This window comes from Noviluteimonas caseinilytica, from assembly GCF_018406605.1.
Taxonomy (GTDB): Bacteria; Pseudomonadota; Gammaproteobacteria; order Xanthomonadales; family Xanthomonadaceae; genus Noviluteimonas; species Noviluteimonas caseinilytica.
The window spans coordinates 2,329,303-2,347,308 of sequence record NZ_AP024545.1; the positions used below are offsets into that span (position 1 = coordinate 2,329,303).

Genomic DNA, 18,006 nt, shown 5'->3' on the forward strand with positions numbered 1-18,006 from the left:
GGGCCCCGGGCAGTAGTTATCGCGTTGTGCGGTGCAGGGTGGTCCGTCGATTCTGGCGTCCCTCGCGAACGGCAGCGCGCGAATGTCCCACACGATTCCCCGGCGGCAGCGCAGGACATGAGCGCGGACCAGGACAAGGCGGCGGTGGTCCATCCGCGCCCGGATCGCGTGGAGGTACAACCGGTGCCGCCGATCCCGGACGTCACCGGCCAGGCGTCCGACGTGGCGTCCACCAACTACTCGGCGTATCGCACGGGCCTGTCGAACCATCGCACCGGCCTGTCGGAACACCGCACGTCGCTGTCGGAATACCGCACCGACCTGTCCTCGCACCGCACCAACCTGTCGACCGACCGCACCGAGATGTCGATGCGGCGCACCGGCATGTCGTTCCAGCGCACGCGCATGAGCACCGATCGCACGCTGATGTCCATCGTGCGCACGTCGCTGTCGCTGATCGGCTTCGGGTTCACGATCTTCCAGTTCTTCGGGAAGATGGTGAAGACGCCGGGCTTCGAACTCGGCGCCAACGCCCCGCGCAACTTCGGCATCGCACTGGTGGCGCTCGGCATGGTGCTGCTCACGCTCGGGCTGTGGCACCACGTGGTCTACATGCGCGTGCTGCGCGCCGAGCGCAAGTCGATGGTGCAGGCCGGCCTCATCCACGGCGAGAGCCCGTACCCGGTATCGCCGACGCTGATCACCGCCGCGCTGCTGTGGCTGATCGGCCTGTTCGCCGTCGTCAGCATGACATTCAACGTTGCGCCGTTCTCGTAAGCGGCGCCCCTCACGGAGACTCCCATGGCAACCGCAACGAAAAAGAAGCCCGAAGCCGCCAAGTCGGGCGGGAAGGGCGGCAACGGCAAGCCCAACATCCTGGTGATCTGGGGCGACGACATCGGCATCTCGAACCTGAGCTGCTATTCCGACGGCCTGATGGGCTATCGCACGCCCAACATCGACCGTCTCGCCAACGAAGGCATGCGCTTCACCGATTCGTACAGCGAACAGTCGTGCACCGCGGGGCGCGCGTCGTTCATCACCGGCCAGAGCGGGTATCGCACCGGCATGACGAAGGTCGGCATCCCGGGTTCGCCGATCGGCCTGCAGGCCGAGGATCCCACCATCGCCGAACTGCTCAAGCCGCTGGGCTACGCGACGGGCCAGTTCGGCAAGAACCACTTGGGCGACCTCAACAAGTTCCTGCCCACGGTGCACGGGTTCGACGAATTCTTCGGCAACCTCTACCACCTCAACGCCGAGGAAGACCCGGAGGATCCGGACTATCCGTCGGTGAAGGAATTCCCGGAGTTCAACAAGAACTTCCGTCCGCGCGGCGTGCTGCACACCTTCGCCACCGACAAGGACGACGCCACCGAGATGCCGCGCTGGGGCCGCGTGGGCAAGCAGAAGATCGAAGACACCGGCCCGTTGACGCGCAAGCGCATGGAAACCTGCGACGACGATTTCGCCGCCGCGGCGGTGGACTTCATCAAGCGCCAGCACAAGGCGGGCAAGCCGTTCTTCTGCTGGGTCAACTTCACGCACATGCACCTGCGCACGCACACCAAGCCCGAAAGCGTGGGGCAGGCGGGGCGCTGGCAGTCGCCGTACCACGACACGATGATCGACCACGACAAGAACGTGGGCACGGTGCTCGACGTCATCGACGAACTCGGCCTGGCCGAAGACACCATCGTGATCTACAGCACCGACAACGGGCCGCACATGAACACCTGGCCCGACGGCGGCATGACCCCGTTCCGCAGCGAGAAGAACACCAACTGGGAAGGCGCGTTCCGCATCCCGGAGATCGTTCGCTGGACCGGCAAGATCCCCGCCGGCGTGGTGTCGAACGAGATCGTGCACCACCACGACTGGCTGCCCACGTTCCTCGCCGCCGCGGGCGAGCCCGACATCATGGAAAAGCTGAAGAAGGGCCACAAGGCCGGCGACAAGACCTACAAGGTGCACATCGACGGCTACAACCTGTTGCCGTACCTGACGGGCGAAGAGGACAAGAGTCCGCGCAAGGGCTTCATGTACTTCAGCGACGACGGCGACATGGTCGCGTTGCGGTTCGACAACTGGAAGATCGTGTTCCTGGAGCAGCGCTGCCCCGGCACGTTGCAAGTGTGGGCCGAACCCTTCGTGCGGCTGCGTACGCCGAAGTTCTACAACCTGCGCACCGATCCGTACGAGCGTGCGGACATCACGTCCAACACGTACTGGGACTGGTACATGAGCCATGCCTACATCCTGATGGCCGCGCAGAAGATCGCCGCGGATTTCATGGGCACGTTCAAGGCGTTCCCGCCGCGGCAGAAGTCGGCCACCTTCACCGTCGACAACGCGGCGATCGCGATGGAGCAGGCGGCCGCGGGTGGCTGACGCACGCATGGACGCCCCGGCTTCGATCGCACCTGCCGACGCACCGGCGTCGCGCGCCAACCCTCCCCCCTCGGGTCGCGCGGCGCCGGACGCCGGCATGGTGTGGATCGAAGGCGGTACGTTCGTGATGGGCTCGGATGCGCATTACCCGGAGGAAGCGCCGGCGCATCGCGTGTCGGTGGATGGCTTCTGGATCGACGCGCGGCCCGTGAGCAACGCGGACTTCGCGCGCTTCGTGGAGGCGACGGGCTATCGCACGTTCTGCGAAGTGCCACCGGATCCGGCGGACTATCCCGGTGCGTTGCCCGGGATGCTGCGCGCCGCGTCCGTCGTGTTCGTGCCGCCGCGGGGGCGCGTGCGGCTGGAAGATCATTTCCAGTGGTGGCAGTTCATCCCCGGCGCGAACTGGCGACACCCGCAAGGCCCGGGCAGCAGCATCGACGGCAAGGAGGACCATCCCGTCGTGCACGTGGCGTGGGTGGACATCGCGCGCTACGCGCAATGGATCGGCAAGGACATCGCGACGGAAGCCGAATGGGAGTTCGCCGCGCGCGGCGGACTCGAAGGCGCGGAATACGCCTGGGGCGATGAATTCATTCCCGGCGGCGTGCATCGCGCGAATACCTGGCAAGGCGAGTTCCCGTGGGACAACCGCGCGGAAGACGGGCATGTCGGCACGTCGCCGATCGGTGCGTTCCCGCCCAACGGCCACGGCCTGTACGACATGATCGGCAACGTCTGGGAATGGACCTCCGACTGGTATCGCGCGCGGCATCCGGGGGAAGTGATCAAGGCCTGCTGCATTCCCGAGAACCCGCGCGGAGGTCGCGAGGAAGACAGCTTCGATCCCGCGGTGCCGCAGGCGCACATTCCGCGGCGCGTGATGAAGGGCGGCTCGCACCTGTGCGCGCCCAATTACTGCCGGCGCTATCGCCCGGCCGCGCGCATGGCGCAGCCCGTCGATACATCCACCTCGCACCTCGGCTTCCGCTGCGTCGTGCGCGGATAGCGCGCCATGGAGGAGCTCTTCCGCGAAGTCAGCAGCGCGATCGCCCTGGCGCTGGAAGGCCTGTCGGTGCTGATGATCGTGATCGGCGCGGTGGAAGCGCTGTGGCGCGTGCTGCCCGCGTTGGCGCGCCTGCATGCAACGACCTCGCAGGGCTTGCGGCGGCAGGCGTGGTTGAGCCTGGCGCGCTGGTTGCTGCTGGGCCTGGAGTTCATGCTGGCCGCGGACATCGTGCGCAGCGCCATCGCGCCGGACTGGGACGACATCGGCCAGCTCGCGGCCATCGCGTTGATCCGCACCTTCCTCAACTACTTCCTCGAGCGCGACCTGAAGGAAGCGGTGGAACTGCCCGGATCCGGTGGCACGCCGTCCTAGGTAAGTTTTCGGATGGGCGGTGCGTAGAACTTCGCATGACGTTAACCGGACCGGCCGTTACGGTGTCGGCCCGACCCCCGAAAACAGGTTGCCCATGAACGCGCCCCGGCTCCAGACACGGTTGTTCGGCGCAAGCTTCCTCGTCGCGTGCAGCCTGGCGTTGGCGGGCTGCGCATCGACGCCCGACGTGCAGACCGACCACGATCCGTCGGCCAACTTCACCAGCTTCCACACCTACTACTGGGCGAAGGAACCCGAAACCGCCAACCCGCTGGCGAAGCAGCGCCTGATCGATGGCATCGACGCCCGCATGCGCGCCGAAGGCCTGTCGCTCGCGCCGGAAGGCAGCGCGGACCTGGCGATCATCGCCAACGTGGCCACGCAGCAACAGCAATCGCTCGACACGTTCTACAGCGGCGGCGGCTATTACGGCTGGGGCTGGGGCGGCATGGGCACGGCGACGACCACCGTGCGCACCTACACCGTCGGCACGCTGGTGCTCGACATGTTCGACGCGAAGACGAAGAAGGCGGTGTGGCGCGGCGTGGCCAGCGGCACGGTGCCGGATTCTAAGGAGAAGCTCGCCACCGCCGTCAACGCGGGCCTGGACAAGATGTTCGCGGACTTCCCGCCGGGATCGGCGGGCAAGTAAGCGCAGGCGCATGACGTCGAACGCAGGCGATCCGCTGCCGTCGTGGAACGACGGCGCGGCGCGGCGCGCGATCCTGGATTTCGTCGCCGGGGCAACGCGCAACGGCGGGCCGCAGTTCGTCCCGCCGGAAGAACGCATTGCGGTGTTCGACAACGACGGCACGCTGTGGGCCGAGAAGCCGATGTATTTCCAGCTGCTGTTCGTGCTGGACCGCATCCGCGCGCTGGCGCCGCACCATCCGGAATGGCGCGACACCGAACCCTTCAAGTCCGTGCTCGCCGGCAACATCGCGGGCGTGGCGGCGAGCGGCGAACACGGCGCGATGGTGCTGCTGGCGGCCACGCACGCCGGCATGACGACGGAGGAATTCAGCGCCATCGTGCGCGACTGGATGTCCGCCGCGCGCCATCCCGCGACCGGCAAGCCGTACAACGGGATGACCTATGTGCCGATGCAGGAGCTGATGCAACACCTGCGCGCGAACGGCTTCAAGACGTACATCGTGTCGGGCGGCGGGCAGGAGTTCATGCGGCCGTGGGTCGAAGCCGCGTACGGCGTGCCGCCAGAGCACGTGGTCGGCAGCTACGTCGACCTGAAGTTCGAAGTGCGCGACGGCACCCCGGTGCTGCTGAAAGTCCCGTCGATCGGCCTGGTCGACGACCACGCCGGCAAGCCGGTCGGCATCCAGCGCTTCATCGGGCGGCGCCCGGTGTTCGCATTCGGCAATTCCGACGGCGATTTCGAAATGTTGCAGTGGACGACGGCGGGCGAGGGCGCACGCTTCGGCGCGATCCTCCACCACACCGACGACAAGCGCGAGTTCGCCTACGACCGCGATTCGAAGGTCGGCAAGCTCGACAAGGCGCTGGACGCGGCGAACGACAACGGCTGGGTCGTCGTGGACATGGCGCAGGACTGGAAGCGGGTGTTCGCCGACGCGGCGACGGACTAGCGCTCCGAATTCCACGGGGAAACGATTTGCACCAAGGGGCAGTACAGCGCCCGAGGGCGTCGTGCGTGAATGTCGCGCCCGTGCATCCGCGCGGGCGTGGCGTCCGTAGACCGGACACGGAGGTCCTCCCGGACATGCAGATTCCCCGACATACCGCGCGCTGGCTCGGCCTGGCCGCCTCGATGGCTTCGGCGGGCGCTCTGGCGCAAAGCACCGCCACGCCGGAACAGCTCGACACGGTCATCGTCCTCGGTCGCCGCGCCAGCCTCGTCGGGGAAGCCATCAGCGCATCCGAAGGGGAAGTCGGCCCCACGGAGATTTCCGCCAGGCCGATGCTGCGCACCGGCGATCTCCTCGAGTTCGTGCCCGGCCTCGTCGCCACGCAACATTCGGGCAGCGGCAAGGCCAACCAGTATTTCCTGCGCGGCTTCAACCTCGACCACGGCACCGACTTTGCGACGTGGGTGGATGGCATGCCGGTCAACATGCGCACGCATGGCCACGGGCAAGGCTGGACGGATCTCAATTTCCTGATCCCGGAAACCGTCGAGACGCTCACGTATCGCAAGGGCACGTATTACGCGGACGTCGGGGATTTCGCATCGACGGGGTCGGCGCGCTTCGCGATTGCAGACAAGGCCACGCAAGGCGAGGTTGCAGTGACCGCGGGCGAACACGGGTATGCGCGTGCGGTCGTGGTGGATTCGTTGCAGGTCGGCGGTCGCGACCTGTACTTCGCCGGCGAACTGCAACAGGGCGACGGTCCGTGGACGGACATCGACGAAGACGTGCGCAAGCGCAACGCGCTCGTGCGGTACAGCGGCGCGGTCGGCACAGGCCGCGGGCACGTGATGCTGATGGCGTATCGCAACCAGTGGAATTCGCCGGACCAGATACCCGAGCGCGCCGTGGAGGCGGGGCTGATCTCCGAATTCGGTTCGCTCGACACAACGGTAGGCGGGGAGTCTTCGCGGTACAGCCTGTCGACCGGTTGGGAAGGCCCGGCCTTCGGCGGACAGTTCAGGGCCGATGCGTACGTGGTGAAAAGCACGCTGGACCTGTGGTCGGACTTCACCTACTTCCTGGACGACCCCGACAACGGCGACCAGTTCGAACAGGTCGACGATCGCACGCTGTACGGCTTCTCCGCATCGCAACAGTGGGACGCGGGCAAGCAGCACTGGCGCGTAGGCGTGGAAGGCCGCTTCGACGACATCGGCGAGGTCGGCCTGTTCCGCACGCGCGATCGCGCGCGCCTGTCGACGGTGCGCGACGACGCGGTGGAAGAGGGCAGCCTCGGCGTGTTCGTGGCGCAGGAATATCGCTTCAACGACCAGTGGCGCAGCTACCTCGGCGTGCGGCGCGACGAATACGACTTCAAGGTCGACAGCTCGCTGGCCGCCAATTCGGGCGACGCGCGCGACGGGCGCACGTCGTACAAGGGGAGCCTGGCGTATCGCCCGTCGCAGGCGCTGGAGCTCTACGCGAGCTACGGCACCGGCTTCCATTCCAACGACGCGCGCGGCACGACCATCCGCGTGGATCCGGTGACCGGGGATCCCGCGCAACGCGTGGATGCACTGGTGCCGTCGAAAGGTTACGAACTGGGATCGCGCATGTACCTCGGCGATCGATTGCAGGCGACGTTGGCGGCCTGGAGCCTGCACCTGGATTCCGAACTGCTGTTCGTCGGCGACGCGGGCATCACCGAGCCGAGTCGGCCGAGCCAGCGCCGGGGCGTGGAACTGGGCGTGTACTGGTTCGGCGGAGAGCGCTATGTCGCCAGCTTCGAGGCGTCACGCACGAACGCGCGGTTCACCGATACCGACGCGGTGGGCAACGAGATTCCCGGATCGATCCCGCTCGTCGTCAGTGCCGGCCTCACCGGCCGCTACGCGCACGGCTGGACTGCGACGGCGCAGCTGAAACACTTCGGTGCGTATCCGCTGATCGAAGACGGCAGCGTGGAATCCAACGGCTCCACGCTCGTCAACCTGCGCGTGGGCCGTGAATGGGGCCGCTGGACCTTCAACGCCGACCTGCTCAACGCGCTGGACAGCGACGACCACGACATCGACTACCTGTACGCCTCGCGCCTGCAGGGCGAGCCCGCCGAGGGCGTCGAAGACGTGCACTTCCACGTCTTCGCGCCGCGGTCCTTGCGGTTGACCGCGCTGCTGCGCTTCTGAGGCTCAGGCCAGCGTCGCGCTGTCGATCACGAACCGATACTTCACGTCGCTCTTCAACATGCGTTCGTACGCGTGGTCGATGTCCTGCACCTTGATCATCTCGATGTCGGACACGATGCCGCGCTCGGCGCAGAAATCGAGCATCTCCTGCGTTTCCGGCAAGCCGCCGATCAGCGAGCCGGCGATCGCCTTGCGCCCGAAGATCAGCACGGCCACGTTGGGGCTCGGATGCGGGGTGGGCGGCGCGCCGACCAGGCACATCGTGCCGTCGCGCTTGAGCAGCGCGGTGAAGGCGTCGAGGTCGTGCGGTGCGGCGACCGTGTTGAGGATGAAATCGAACGAGCCCGCATGCTTGGCCATCTGCGCGGGATCCTTCGAGATCACGACCTCGTCGGCGCCCAGGTCCAGCGCATCCTGGCGCTTGCCCTCGCTGGTGGTGAACGCCACGGTGTGCGCGCCCATCGCATGCGACAGCTTGATGCCCATGTGCCCGAGCCCGCCGATGCCGACGACGCCGACCTTCTTGCCGGGGCCGGCCTTCCAGTGGCGCAACGGCGAATACGTGGTGATACCCGCGCACAGCAGCGGCGCGACGGCGGCGAGCTGGTCCTCGGGATGGCGGATCTTCAGCACGAACTTCTCGTCCACGACGATGCGCTGCGAATACCCGCCGAAGGTGTAGCCCGGCGGATCGTCCGTCGGCCCGTTGTAGGTGCCGACAAAACCGTTTTCGCAATACTGTTCCAGGCCTTCGGCGCAACTGGCGCAACGCTGGCAGCTGTCGACGAGGCAGCCGACGCCGACGGTGTCGCCGACCTTGTAGCTTTTGACGTCGCTGCCCACTGCCGTGACATGCCCGACGATCTCGTGCCCCGGCACGCACGGAAACTGCGTGCCGCCCCATTCGGCGCGCACGGTGTGCAGGTCCGAATGACACACGCCGCAATACTTGATCTCGATCTGCACGTCGCGCGCACCGGGGGCGCGGCGCTGGATGTCCATCGGTTCGAGCGGCTTGTCGCCGGCGGGTGCGCCGTAGGCTTTCGTGTTCATTCAAGACTCCGTGGGGGGGCGGACCGGCATGCAAGCCATCAACGTTACTCCGCGGCTCGTTACCGGGCGATCACCGTCGGTCGGCACGTAGTCCAGGCGGAAGCAGGCGCGCGGTGAGTACACGTCGTCCCCGCGAAAGCGGGGACACCCATCGAGGGCGTTCCGCCACGTCCCATCGCATGTCTCTTTTCCGCTGCCACAGCAGAAAAGAGACACGCGACGTGCCGCGTCGGACCTCGTCGCGGTCTGGTTTTCGCCAACACGCCTGCGTAGACCAGTGCACCGATTCGGATGGTCGCTGGCGAACACATCTTCTCCGGATGGACGGCGCGCCGCCCACCTCGAGCCCTCGCATCTGAAATGCCTCACTGCTCTCTGGCAGGCGGGGCGCCTGTCCAAGGCTATGCCTTCCACACATTAGGAAGGAAAGCGGTAGCGCCGCGCTCTTGATTGTCGCGAAAGCAATGATTGGGTTGCGCGTGCGTCACTACGCACGCCAGCGACCTCAACTCAAGGTCGGCCCCTTGATCGAAAAGGTACGCAAGGTGATGCCCCAGCCCGTGGTGGGGTGAGAATTTTCGCCGCCACGTCGGCGAGAAATTCTTACCCCGCCGCGGGTTCGGGCGACGCGGTCTTCACCCCAAGCGGGCTTCTGCAGGGAGCCAAAAGCGGCTCAGTTCAGTCCAGGCAGCAGCAGGAACGCCTTCACGATGAACGCGTTCGCGAAGTCGACGAAGAACGAACCCGCGAGTGCGATCAACAGGAATGCCTTCGGCGACGGCCCGTGCCGCGCGGCCACGCTGTCCATCGTGGCCATCGCCACGGGCATCGAACTCAGGCCGAAGCCCAGGAAACCGCCGACGGTCAGCGCCGCGTCGTAATCCTTGCCGAGCCAGCGGAACAGCAGCAGCACGCCGACCAGCGTCGCGAGCACCAGTTGCGCCACCAGGTTCGCCAGCAACGGCACGATCGCCGGGCCCAGCGTCCACAGCTTCAGGCCCATCAGGTACATCACGAGGAAACATTGCAGCGCGATCTCGCCGCCGCGCTCGACGGGCGCGAACGCAATGCGCGCCCCGATGACATCCGCCACGTTGGTGATGAGCGCACCGGCGAGCATCGCCGTCAGGAATCCCGGCAACACCACGCCGGCCCCGCGCGCCCATTCGTTCGCCGCATCGCCGACGAGCACCGCGATGATGATCAGCAGCAGCACGCGCAGGATCGTGGAGACCGGCGGCGCCGGCGCCGGTGCGCCGCGATCGGGCGCCACCCAGTTCGCCGGCGTCGGCCCCGACGGCCCGTGCAAGTGGTGGCGACGCACCAGCCACGCCGTGATCGGGCCCGACACGATCGCACCCACGATCACCGCCAGCGTCGCCGCGCCCACCGCGACTTCCGGTGCATTCGCCAGCCCCGCGGCCTGTGCCTCCTTCGCCCAGGCTGCGGCCGTGCCCGGCCCGCCGACGAACGACACGCTGCCGATGAGCAAGCCGTAGAACGGATTCGCGCCGGCAGCGCGCGCGACCAGCAGGCCCACCACGTTCTGCAGCACCAGCAACACCACGGTCACCAGGCACAGGATCACCAGCGGACGCCCGCCGGACTTGAGCGCGGACAATTTCGCCGACAGCCCCACCGTCGTGAAGAACACCAGCAGGAAGAAGTTCATCAGCGTGCCGGCGAACTCGAACGTCGTGCCGTTGAAGCGATGCAGCACGCTGGCGAGCACCGCCATGAGCACGCCGCCGATCACCGGCACCGGCACGTCGATGCGCGAGAACACCGGCAGCTTGTGCAGCCACCCGGCCACGACGAGCGCAGCCAGCCCGACGGCCAGCGTCTCCAGGTCCGTCAGCGCGATGGTCCCCATGAAACCGACCAACGGCAAAGCGATCACGCAACGGCCGCTGCATGCGGCCCTACACTCGGCGGCACCCCCGGTGGAAGGCGACCCATGAGCGAACGCCAGCGCAGCCTCACCCTGCAGTTCCTCGCCGAACCCACCGACGTGAATTTCGGCGGCAAGGTCCATGGCGGCGCGGTGATGAAGTGGATCGACCAGGCGGGCTTCGCGGCCGCGGTCGGATGGAGCGGCCGCTACTGCGTCACCGTGGCCGTCGACGGCATCCGGTTCGTCGCGCCGGTGAAGATCTCCGACCTCGTGGCCGTCAACGCAACGCTCGTGCGCACCGGCCGCACGTCGATGCAGTTCGCGGTGGACGTGCGCGCGCGCAACCCGCTCGGTGGCGACGATCGCCTGTGCACGCACTGCATCATCTCCTTCGTCGCGGTGGATCGCGAAACGGGCGCGACGATGGAAGTGCCGTCGTGGTCGCCGGTGAACGACGAAGACAAGCGGCTGAACGAGTACGCCGAGAAAGTCATGGCCCTGAGCAAGGGCATCGAGGAAACCGTGGCGCGCTATGCGCCGGCGAAAACCTGACAGGGAGTCCGCGCATGCCGATCCAGATCCGACCGACCGACGAAGCAGGCCTCGTGCTTGCGCGCATCTCGGCCCTGATGACGCTGGAGGACCAGCAGGTCCTCGAAGCGCTGGCGAAGACCGCCATCGATGCCGGCCTGGACACGCGGCTGCTGGTGGAGCTGGACGACTTCAACGGCTGGGCGAAAAACGACCGCTGGGGCGACGACATCGCGTACATGCTCAATTACGCCGATCGCATCCGCCGCATGGCCATCGTCGGCGACGCGCGCTGGCAGGACGAGGCGCTGGCGTTCGTCGGGCAGGGCTTCCGCGCCACCGACGTCCGCTACTTCGCGCCGGATGCGTTGGAAGAAGCGAACGCGTGGATTCGCGAGCCGCAAGCCGACCGGCGGTGAATGCAGGCGCGGGTCCCGGTCGTAAGGTGGCCGGGCAGGGACGATCTCGCTCCACCGAGGGTGCCATGGCCGCAGTCGGTGTGAACACGGTGGCGAACGCAGGCGAAGACCTCTCGCGCCTGCAGGCGTGGGACAGCGCGCTCGTCAAGCTCGGCAAGAAGATCACGGTGCTGAAATGCATCGAATGGCCGATCGAGGTCGAAACGCGCTTCCTCGACGGTTGGAAGCGCGGCGCGCCGGAACTGCCCTCGCCGCCGCCGTGCACGAAGACCTTCAAGGCCGAAGCCGAAGGCCTGCAAACGCTGATGGGCCAGATCGACCGCGGCCATCCGATCGGCCACTGGCTCTACAAGACCGCGTGGAGCTACCTCGTCGCCGCGCGCATGCTCGAAGGCGCCGGCACGGAAGAATTCACGCGCTGCTCCACGTACCTCTACGGGCGCCCGGACAGGCGCTTCCGCAGCCAGGAGATCACCGCCGCCGACGGCGCGCGCGAAATGATCCGCGTCACCGACGAGATGACGGGCCCGCGGATCACGGAAACGCGCTTCGACATTCCGGCCGAAGAATTCGCACGCAGGCTGCGCGACCGCATCGGCCCGATCTTCTGCGACGACGATGTCGCGATCGTGCTGGATCCCAACCTGCCGTCGAAGGCCACCGCCTGCAGCACCCGCATCACGCTGCGCGCCACCGCGCTGTTCTCCGAGCGCGACCTCGACCAGCTGGCCGAGCACGAAGCCTTCATCCACACGCTCACCGCGCTCAACGGCAAGCACCAGCCGAATTTCCGCGCGCTCGCCCTGGGCGCGCCGCGCACGACGAAGACGCAGGAAGGCCTGGCCACGTTCTCCGAGATCATCACCGGGGCGATCGACATCGCACGCCTGCGCCGCATCGCGTTGCGCGTGGTGATGCTGGAGAAGGCGCTCGCGGGCGCGGACTTCATCGAGATCTTCAAGGGATTCCTCGATGCCGGGCAGAGCGAGATCGAAAGCTATCGCAGCGCCGCGCGGCTGTTCCGCGGCGGCGACGTGCGCGGCCGCATCTGCTTCACGAAGGACGGGGCGTACCTCGAAGGCGTGATGATCGTGCACGCCTTCATCCGCAAGGTGCTGCAGGAAGGGCGGGGCGAATTGCTGCCGTTGCTGTTCGCCGGCCGCGTGACCACCGCCGATGTGCTCACGCTCGCGCCTTACCTGGAAAGCGGCGTGATCGCCCACGCGCATTACGTGCCGCCGTGGGCGCGCGATCCGCAACGCGTGCTCGCGACCATGGCGTATTCCGCCGGCACGCAGCGCCTGCGCATGGACACGTTCGACCTGCAACGGTTCGTTGCCTACGAAGACGAAGTCATCGCCGAATCCGGCATCGGAGCCTGAGTGAACCAACAACTCACACCGCGCGCGCTGCTGGACGTCCTGCTCCGCGCCGGCATGGTCGTGGCGCTGGTCATCGCTTGCTACTGGGTCTTCAAGCCCTTCCTGCACCTGATGGTGTGGTCGGTGATCCTGGCGATCATGCTGTATCCGCTGCAGGTGCGGCTGCGCAGGCGCATGGGCCCGAAGGAAGGACGCATCGCCACGGTGATCGTGGTGCTGTCGATCGCGATCCTGCTGGTGCCGATCTACTTCATGTCCATGGCGCTGGCCGATTCGGCGCAGCAGGCGCTGCAGGTCGCGCGCAGCGGGCAGTTGCACATTCCGCCGCCGCCGGATTCGGTCGCGGGCTGGCCGATCGTCGGCGAACGCCTGCACGCGTTGTGGTCGCAGGCCGCCACGGACCTGTCGAGCCTGGCGCAGAAGTTCGCGCCGCAGATCCGCAGCGGCGCGCGTTCGGCGCTGGGCGCGCTCGCGGGCGCGGGCATCGGGCTGCTGCTGTTCCTCGCCGCGCTGATCATCGCCGGCATCGTGATGGCCTTCGGCGAAACCGGGACGCGCGCCGCCGAACGCATCGCCGCGCGCCTGTTCGGTCCGGGCCGCGGCCACCACGTGGCGCAGCTGTGCACCTCGACGATCCGCGCGGTGGCGCAGGGCGTGGTCGGCATCGCGTTCATCCAGATGCTGCTGGTGGGCCTGGGCTTCGTGCTGATGGGCGTGCCGGGCGCGGCGCTGCTCGCGCTCGCCGTGCTGGTGCTCGGGATCATGCAGGTGCCGGCGACGATCGTGACGGTGCCGGTGATCGCCTACGTGCTGGCGACGCAGGGCGTGTCGCTGTGGACGATCGTGTTCGCGGTGTACGTGTTCGTCGCCGGCCTGGTCGACAACGTGCTCAAGCCGTTGCTGCTCGGCCGCGGCGTCGAAGTGCCGATGCCCGTGGTGCTGATCGGTGCGCTCGGCGGCATGGTGGTGGGCGGGATCGTCGGCCTGTTCATCGGCCCCGTCGTGCTGGCGGTGGGCTACGAATTGTTCTGGCAATGGGTGGACCAGGGCGACGATCCATCGCTGGCGCCGGTGCCGCTCGCCCCGCCCGCGCCGGTGTCGCCGCCCCTCGACGAGTCCTGACCGTCGCATGCTGCGCGCCATCCTGACCGGATTTCCCGTCCTCGTGCTGTGCGTCGCGTTGCAGGCGATGTTCGTCAGCGCGAGCCTGCGCGGGTACGCGTACTTCCAGGCCAACCCGCGCAGGACGCCGATCACGCAGTGGTCCTACGTGCGCGCGCTGTCGGCGGTGATGCTGCTGATGCTGCTCGGCAACTTCCTGCAGATGGCGGCGTGGGCCGTGCTGTTCCTGCTGCTCGGCGAGTTCAACGACTACTCGACCGCGCTGTACCACTCGGCCGTGAACTTCTCCACGCTCGGCTACGGCGACATCGTGATGTCGCCGCGCTGGCGTTTGCTCGGGCCGGTGGAAGCCGCCAACGGGATCCTGATGTTCGGGGTGTCGACCGCGGTGATGACCGCCGCGGTGATCGACCAGCTCAAGTTTTCCCGGGCGAAGAACCCGAAGAACGCCCCGCCCTGAGCGGCAGGAGGCGCACCGGTGGATGCCAGGCCAGTTCCATCATGCCCACCGCGAACGTACCGGCGACCGTGAACTGGAATACGCGCGTGACCCACAGCGAAAACGAACCCGCGCTGTCGCCGAGCGACGAGCCGAAGATGATCAGCATCGCGTTGCACGCGATCACGTAGACCGGCGCCGTCGGCCCGCCCGCGCTGATGCGTGCGCCGAACGCGAGCGTGGCGAAGAACAGCAGGCCCGCGAGGAACCACAGGCTGGGTGTCGTCGACAGCGCGATGTACAGCAACATCCCGCACATGCCGCCGCCGAAGTTCGCCACGATCAGCGCGAGCGCCTGCCGCCCGCCCGCGCGCGGATCGAAGTTGGCGACGATCATCAGCGAGGCGATCATCACCGGCAGCACGTCGGCCAGGCCGAACAGCAGGAACACCAGCATCAGCGGCAGGATCACCGCGGTGGCCAGCAAGGCCAGGCGCAACGTCGAGGTCTCGCGCGGCGGCGGCAGCGGCTTCGGTTTCGGCGGCTGCACGGCGGGCCACGGCAGCCAGACCAGGTAGATGATGGCCAGCGCCACGACCATCCCGCGCACGAGCGCGATCGGCAGCACGTCGGCGTAGGCCGGTGCGGTGAGCGTGATCACCGGGATGGTGGCCAGGCAAATCAGCATCAGCAACGGCGGCAAGGGCGAACCGCCGCCGAGCATCTTGTGGAACGCCAGCAGCATCCACACCGCCAGCAATCCGAACATCACGAAGGGCATGCCACGGAACCACACCGACAGCAGGAACGCGCCGAGCGCCGAAACGGAGATCGTCACCAGCAACCCGATCGCGACCTTCGCCGGCGGGCGGATCGGCAGGTTGCCCAGCAACGCCGCGACCAGCGCGGCCGCCAGGAACGACGGCAACCACTTCAGGAATTCGCACAACACGAACGCCGCGGTCACGCCCACCGCGAAGCGCAGCGTCGACTGCCACTGCGCCTCCGTCTGTTTCATCGCAGGTAGCTCATCCACGACACGACGCGGATCCACAGGCGCGCGAGCGGATTGAAGACCGAGGTATCGCGCGTGAGCACGACCACGTTCGCCTGCGCGCCGCTGCGCCCCGGCGGCAGCGGCGCCTCGCCCGCTTCCGGAGGATCCAGCGCGATGCGCACGGGAAAGCGTTGCGGTTCGCGCAGCCAGCCCGCGGGCGCGCTGACGTCGGGCAACTGGCCCGTCGGTGCTTCGCCGCCCTGCGTCACGCCCCAGCCCACGCTTTCGACATGCGCGGGGAAGACGTGGCCGGGATGGTCGTCGAACACCACCAGCGCGCGATTGCCGGCCGCGATGTTGCCGAGCTGGTTCTCGCGCATGTCCGCCATCACCCAGCGGTTGCCGCCGCCGATGAAACTCAGCACCGGCGATCCGCGGTTGGCGTATTGCCCGGCGGCCAGGCGCAGGTTGGTGATCGCGCCGTCGGCGGGCGCGACGACGGAGGTGCGCCGCAGATCCAGCTTCGCCTGTTCGACCGCGATCAGGGCCTGCTGCACCTGCGGGTTGCCGTTGCTGCCTTCGCCCAGGCGGATGCGCGCGCGCACGGCTTCGGCTTCGGCGCGCGTGAGGTCGGCGCTGGTCTTTTCGATGTCGGCGCGCGCGCGGATGGCGGAGGTCTCCGACAACGCGCGCTTCTGCGCCAGGCTGAGCACGATCTTGCCGAGTTTCTGGCTTTCGGCCAGGTCGGCGCGTTGTTTCCGCAACGCCGCGTCGGCCACGCGCACGTCGGCCGCCGAGGACTGTTCGGCCTGCAAGGCGACCGCGAGGCTGGCTTCGGCCGCCTGCAACGCGATGCGATACGGCGCTTCGTCGATGCGGAACAGCAGCTGGCCCTTGCGCACCAGGCGGTTGTCGCGCACGCCGACCTGCACGACCGGTCCGCTCACTTCCGGCGCGATCTGCACGAGGTACGTATCGACGTTCGCCTGCGACGAATACGGCGTGATCCGATCGGCGACGATGTTGTAGAGGAACAACACCAGCAGGGCGAGCAGCGTGATCTTGACGATCCTGCGCAGGCGATCCGGCTTGTCGGGCGCGGGGGCGGGGGGCGGGGCGGTCGCGGGGGCGGGTTGCGTGGACACTCACTCACTCCTTTGCGAAACAGCGTCCGGCGCCGGCACCGCTTGCGCGCGCCAGTCGCCACCCAGCGCGCGATACAGGTCGGTGCGCGCGCGATAGCCGTCGCCGCGGGCATTGGCCAGCGACAGTTGTGCGTTGAACAGGTTGCGTTCGGTATCGAGGACTTCGAAGTAGTCGGCGTAGCCGTTGTCGTAGCGCTCGGTGGCCAGGCCCACGGCGCGGTCGAGCGCCGCCACGCGCCGCTGCAGCGTGGTGACGAGTTCGCGCGATTCGCGGATCGCCGCCAGCGCATCGTCGACGTCGCGGAAGGCGTCCTGGATCGTCGCGCGATAGTTTTCGACGGACTGTTCGCGACGCGCGACCGCCTGTGCATTCGCGGCATCGATGGCGCCGCCCGCGAACAACGGGCCGAGCAACTGGCCGACGAAGGACCAGCTGCGCGCGGGTCCGGAGAACAACGCATCGAGTTCGTTGCTGGCGGTGCCGCCCGTGCCGGTCAGCGAAACGCTGGGGAAATACAGGGCGCGCGCCGCGCCGACGAGCGCGTTGGCCGACACGAGTTGCTGCTCGGCCTGCAGGATGTCGGGCCGGCGCTCGAGCAACTTCGACGGCAACTCGGCGGCGATCTGCGGCTCCGCGAGCCCTTCCAGCGGCTTGCCGCGCGCGATGGGGCCGGGGTTGCGGCCGACGAGCGTCGACAACGCATGTTCCTGCTGCGCGATCGCCAGGCGGATGTCCGGGAGCGTCGCGAGTGCCGCTTCATATTCCGCCTGCACCTGCAGGAATTCAAAGTCCGACACCGCACCGCCTTCCAGGCGCACGCGGAACAGGTCGACGTTCTTCTTGCGCCCGTCCACGGTCGCTTCGGAAATCGCGAGCTGGCGATCCAGCTGCAGCAAGGTGACGTAGCCCGACACGACGGTGCCGACCAGCGTGAGCGCAATGCCGCGGCGGGCTTCTTCGGTGGCGAACAGGTCGGCGCGCGCCGCTTCCGTTTCGCGCCGCACGCGACCCCACAGGTCGAGTTCCCAGCGCGCGGACAACACGGCCGAATACGTGCCGGTCGAGACATCGCCGATGCCTTGTCGCCCCGCGGTCGCACCGTAGCCCACCTGCGGGAACGCCTGCGCCCGCGTGGTGCGTGCGCGCGCCGCGAATTCATCCACGCGCAGCGCGGCGATGCGCAGGTCGTGGTTGGCGGCGAGCGCTTCGGTCACGAGCGCATCGAGTTGCGGATCGCCGAAGCCGGTCCACCACGCGGAGACGTTTTCGAGCGTGGGGGCCGGGGACGTGGCGTCGGCGTTGCGGTACGCGGTGGGCGTATCGATGGTGGGCCGCGCGTAATCGGGGCCCAGCGTGCAGCCGGCCGCGAACAGGGCCACGAAGGTCAGCGCGGTGGTCCGGACGCAACGAGGCACGTTCCCCCTCCGTTTCCCTGCCGCAAGGGTTGTACCACCACCC

Annotated in this window: 17 protein-coding genes; 12 read left to right on the forward strand and 5 right to left on the reverse strand. The window is 67.7% G+C overall.

Annotation, left to right across the window (positions count from 1 at the left end):
• Positions 1-117 precede the first annotated feature (117 nt).
• The 7 genes from LYSCAS_RS16020 (at position 118) to LYSCAS_RS11375 (ending at position 7,565) form a co-directional block, all read left to right on the forward strand.
• Positions 118-777 (forward strand): YidH family protein, encoded by a 660-nt coding sequence (locus LYSCAS_RS16020; protein WP_244858524.1) that lies wholly within the window; start codon positions 118-120, stop codon positions 775-777.
• A 24-nt stretch (positions 778-801) separates the two neighbouring features.
• Positions 802-2,391 (forward strand): arylsulfatase, encoded by a 1,590-nt coding sequence (locus LYSCAS_RS11350; RefSeq protein ID WP_213434151.1) that lies wholly within the window; start codon positions 802-804, stop codon positions 2,389-2,391.
• Positions 2,384-3,400 (forward strand): formylglycine-generating enzyme family protein, encoded by a 1,017-nt coding sequence (locus LYSCAS_RS11355; protein WP_244858525.1) that lies wholly within the window; start codon positions 2,384-2,386, stop codon positions 3,398-3,400. Before LYSCAS_RS11350 ends, LYSCAS_RS11355 begins: the two co-directional genes overlap by 8 nt.
• Positions 3,401-3,406: 6 nt before the next feature.
• Positions 3,407-3,772 (forward strand): DUF1622 domain-containing protein, encoded by a 366-nt coding sequence (locus LYSCAS_RS11360; RefSeq protein ID WP_213434152.1) that lies wholly within the window; start codon positions 3,407-3,409, stop codon positions 3,770-3,772.
• Positions 3,773-3,866: 94 nt separating this feature from the next.
• A complete protein-coding gene (locus LYSCAS_RS11365) occupies positions 3,867-4,424 on the forward strand; it encodes a DUF4136 domain-containing protein (protein ID WP_213434153.1) in 558 nt (185 codons plus the stop codon).
• Between the two features lie 10 nt (positions 4,425-4,434).
• Positions 4,435-5,376 carry an HAD family hydrolase gene (locus LYSCAS_RS11370; protein WP_213434154.1) on the forward strand — a complete coding sequence of 314 codons (942 nt, stop codon included), beginning with the start codon at positions 4,435-4,437 and terminating at the stop codon, positions 5,374-5,376.
• Between the two features lie 134 nt (positions 5,377-5,510).
• Positions 5,511-7,565, forward strand: a complete 2,055-nt coding sequence (locus tag LYSCAS_RS11375) for a TonB-dependent receptor (RefSeq protein WP_213434155.1) — start codon at positions 5,511-5,513, stop codon at positions 7,563-7,565.
• 3 nt (positions 7,566-7,568) lie between these two features.
• Here LYSCAS_RS11375 and LYSCAS_RS11380 read toward each other — a convergent pair whose 3' ends face one another.
• Both LYSCAS_RS11380 and LYSCAS_RS11385 read right to left on the reverse strand, forming a co-directional pair.
• Positions 7,569-8,618 carry an NAD(P)-dependent alcohol dehydrogenase gene (locus tag LYSCAS_RS11380; RefSeq protein WP_213434156.1) on the reverse strand — a complete coding sequence of 350 codons (1,050 nt, stop codon included), beginning with the start codon at positions 8,616-8,618 and terminating at the stop codon, positions 7,569-7,571.
• A gap of 673 nt (positions 8,619-9,291) precedes the next feature.
• Entirely contained in the window at positions 9,292-10,518 is a 1,227-nt protein-coding gene (locus LYSCAS_RS11385) for a sodium/glutamate symporter (protein ID WP_213434157.1), read from the reverse strand.
• Between the two features lie 57 nt (positions 10,519-10,575).
• Between LYSCAS_RS11385 and LYSCAS_RS11390 the strand changes: the two genes are divergently transcribed.
• The 5 genes from LYSCAS_RS11390 (at position 10,576) to LYSCAS_RS11410 (ending at position 14,426) form a co-directional block, all read left to right on the forward strand.
• Complete coding sequence (locus LYSCAS_RS11390; protein ID WP_213434158.1) at positions 10,576-11,064, forward strand: acyl-CoA thioesterase; 489 nt, start codon at positions 10,576-10,578, stop codon at positions 11,062-11,064.
• Between the two features lie 14 nt (positions 11,065-11,078).
• The gene (locus LYSCAS_RS11395) at positions 11,079-11,462 is read left to right on the forward strand and encodes a SpoIIAA family protein (protein ID WP_213434159.1); all 384 of its coding nucleotides are present in this window, start codon (positions 11,079-11,081) and stop codon (positions 11,460-11,462) included.
• A 65-nt stretch (positions 11,463-11,527) separates the two neighbouring features.
• Positions 11,528-12,844, forward strand: coding sequence for a tyrosine/phenylalanine carboxypeptidase domain-containing protein (locus LYSCAS_RS11400; RefSeq protein WP_213434160.1), 1,317 nt, complete (start codon positions 11,528-11,530; stop codon positions 12,842-12,844).
• Positions 12,845-13,966, forward strand: a complete 1,122-nt coding sequence (locus LYSCAS_RS11405) for an AI-2E family transporter (protein ID WP_213434161.1) — start codon at positions 12,845-12,847, stop codon at positions 13,964-13,966.
• Positions 13,967-13,973: 7 nt separating this feature from the next.
• Positions 13,974-14,426, forward strand: coding sequence for a potassium channel family protein (locus LYSCAS_RS11410; protein WP_213434162.1), 453 nt, complete (start codon positions 13,974-13,976; stop codon positions 14,424-14,426).
• On the opposite strand, the gene LYSCAS_RS11415 is transcribed toward LYSCAS_RS11410, so the two are convergent.
• From LYSCAS_RS11415 to LYSCAS_RS11425, 3 genes are read right to left on the reverse strand one after another with little or no spacing between them, the layout of a single operon-like run.
• A complete protein-coding gene (locus tag LYSCAS_RS11415; protein ID WP_213434163.1) occupies positions 14,383-15,423 on the reverse strand; it encodes a DUF2955 domain-containing protein in 1,041 nt (346 codons plus the stop codon). The genes LYSCAS_RS11410 and LYSCAS_RS11415 overlap by 44 nt on opposite strands.
• Positions 15,420-16,547 carry an HlyD family secretion protein gene (locus tag LYSCAS_RS11420; RefSeq protein ID WP_213434164.1) on the reverse strand — a complete coding sequence of 376 codons (1,128 nt, stop codon included), beginning with the start codon at positions 16,545-16,547 and terminating at the stop codon, positions 15,420-15,422. Before LYSCAS_RS11420 ends, LYSCAS_RS11415 begins: the two co-directional genes overlap by 4 nt.
• On the reverse strand, positions 16,548-17,963 hold the full coding sequence (locus tag LYSCAS_RS11425) for an efflux transporter outer membrane subunit (RefSeq protein WP_213434165.1): 1,416 nt from the start codon (positions 17,961-17,963) through the stop codon (positions 16,548-16,550). It lies immediately after the preceding gene.
• Positions 17,964-18,006: the final 43 nt, after the last annotated feature.

Bases quoted from the DNA above. Each gene is read 5' to 3' on its own strand.
- LYSCAS_RS11365 (WP_213434153.1), top strand. From the start codon at position 3,867: ATGAACGCGCCCCGGCTCCAGACACGGTTGTTCGGCGCAAGCTTCCTC.
- LYSCAS_RS11390 (WP_213434158.1), top strand. From the start codon at position 10,576: ATGAGCGAACGCCAGCGCAGCCTCACCCTGCAGTTCCTCGCCGAACCC.
- LYSCAS_RS11395 (WP_213434159.1), top strand. From the start codon at position 11,079: ATGCCGATCCAGATCCGACCGACCGACGAAGCAGGCCTCGTGCTTGCG.
- LYSCAS_RS11380 (WP_213434156.1), bottom strand. From the start codon at position 8,618: ATGAACACGAAAGCCTACGGCGCACCCGCCGGCGACAAGCCGCTCGAA.
- LYSCAS_RS16020 (WP_244858524.1), top strand. From the start codon at position 118: ATGAGCGCGGACCAGGACAAGGCGGCGGTGGTCCATCCGCGCCCGGAT.
- LYSCAS_RS11360 (WP_213434152.1), top strand. From the start codon at position 3,407: ATGGAGGAGCTCTTCCGCGAAGTCAGCAGCGCGATCGCCCTGGCGCTG.
- LYSCAS_RS11350 (WP_213434151.1), top strand. From the start codon at position 802: ATGGCAACCGCAACGAAAAAGAAGCCCGAAGCCGCCAAGTCGGGCGGG.
- LYSCAS_RS11400 (WP_213434160.1), top strand. From the start codon at position 11,528: ATGGCCGCAGTCGGTGTGAACACGGTGGCGAACGCAGGCGAAGACCTC.
- LYSCAS_RS11410 (WP_213434162.1), top strand. From the start codon at position 13,974: ATGCTGCGCGCCATCCTGACCGGATTTCCCGTCCTCGTGCTGTGCGTC.
- LYSCAS_RS11375 (WP_213434155.1), top strand. From the start codon at position 5,511: ATGCAGATTCCCCGACATACCGCGCGCTGGCTCGGCCTGGCCGCCTCG.
- LYSCAS_RS11415 (WP_213434163.1), bottom strand. From the start codon at position 15,423: ATGAAACAGACGGAGGCGCAGTGGCAGTCGACGCTGCGCTTCGCGGTG.
- LYSCAS_RS11370 (WP_213434154.1), top strand. From the start codon at position 4,435: ATGACGTCGAACGCAGGCGATCCGCTGCCGTCGTGGAACGACGGCGCG.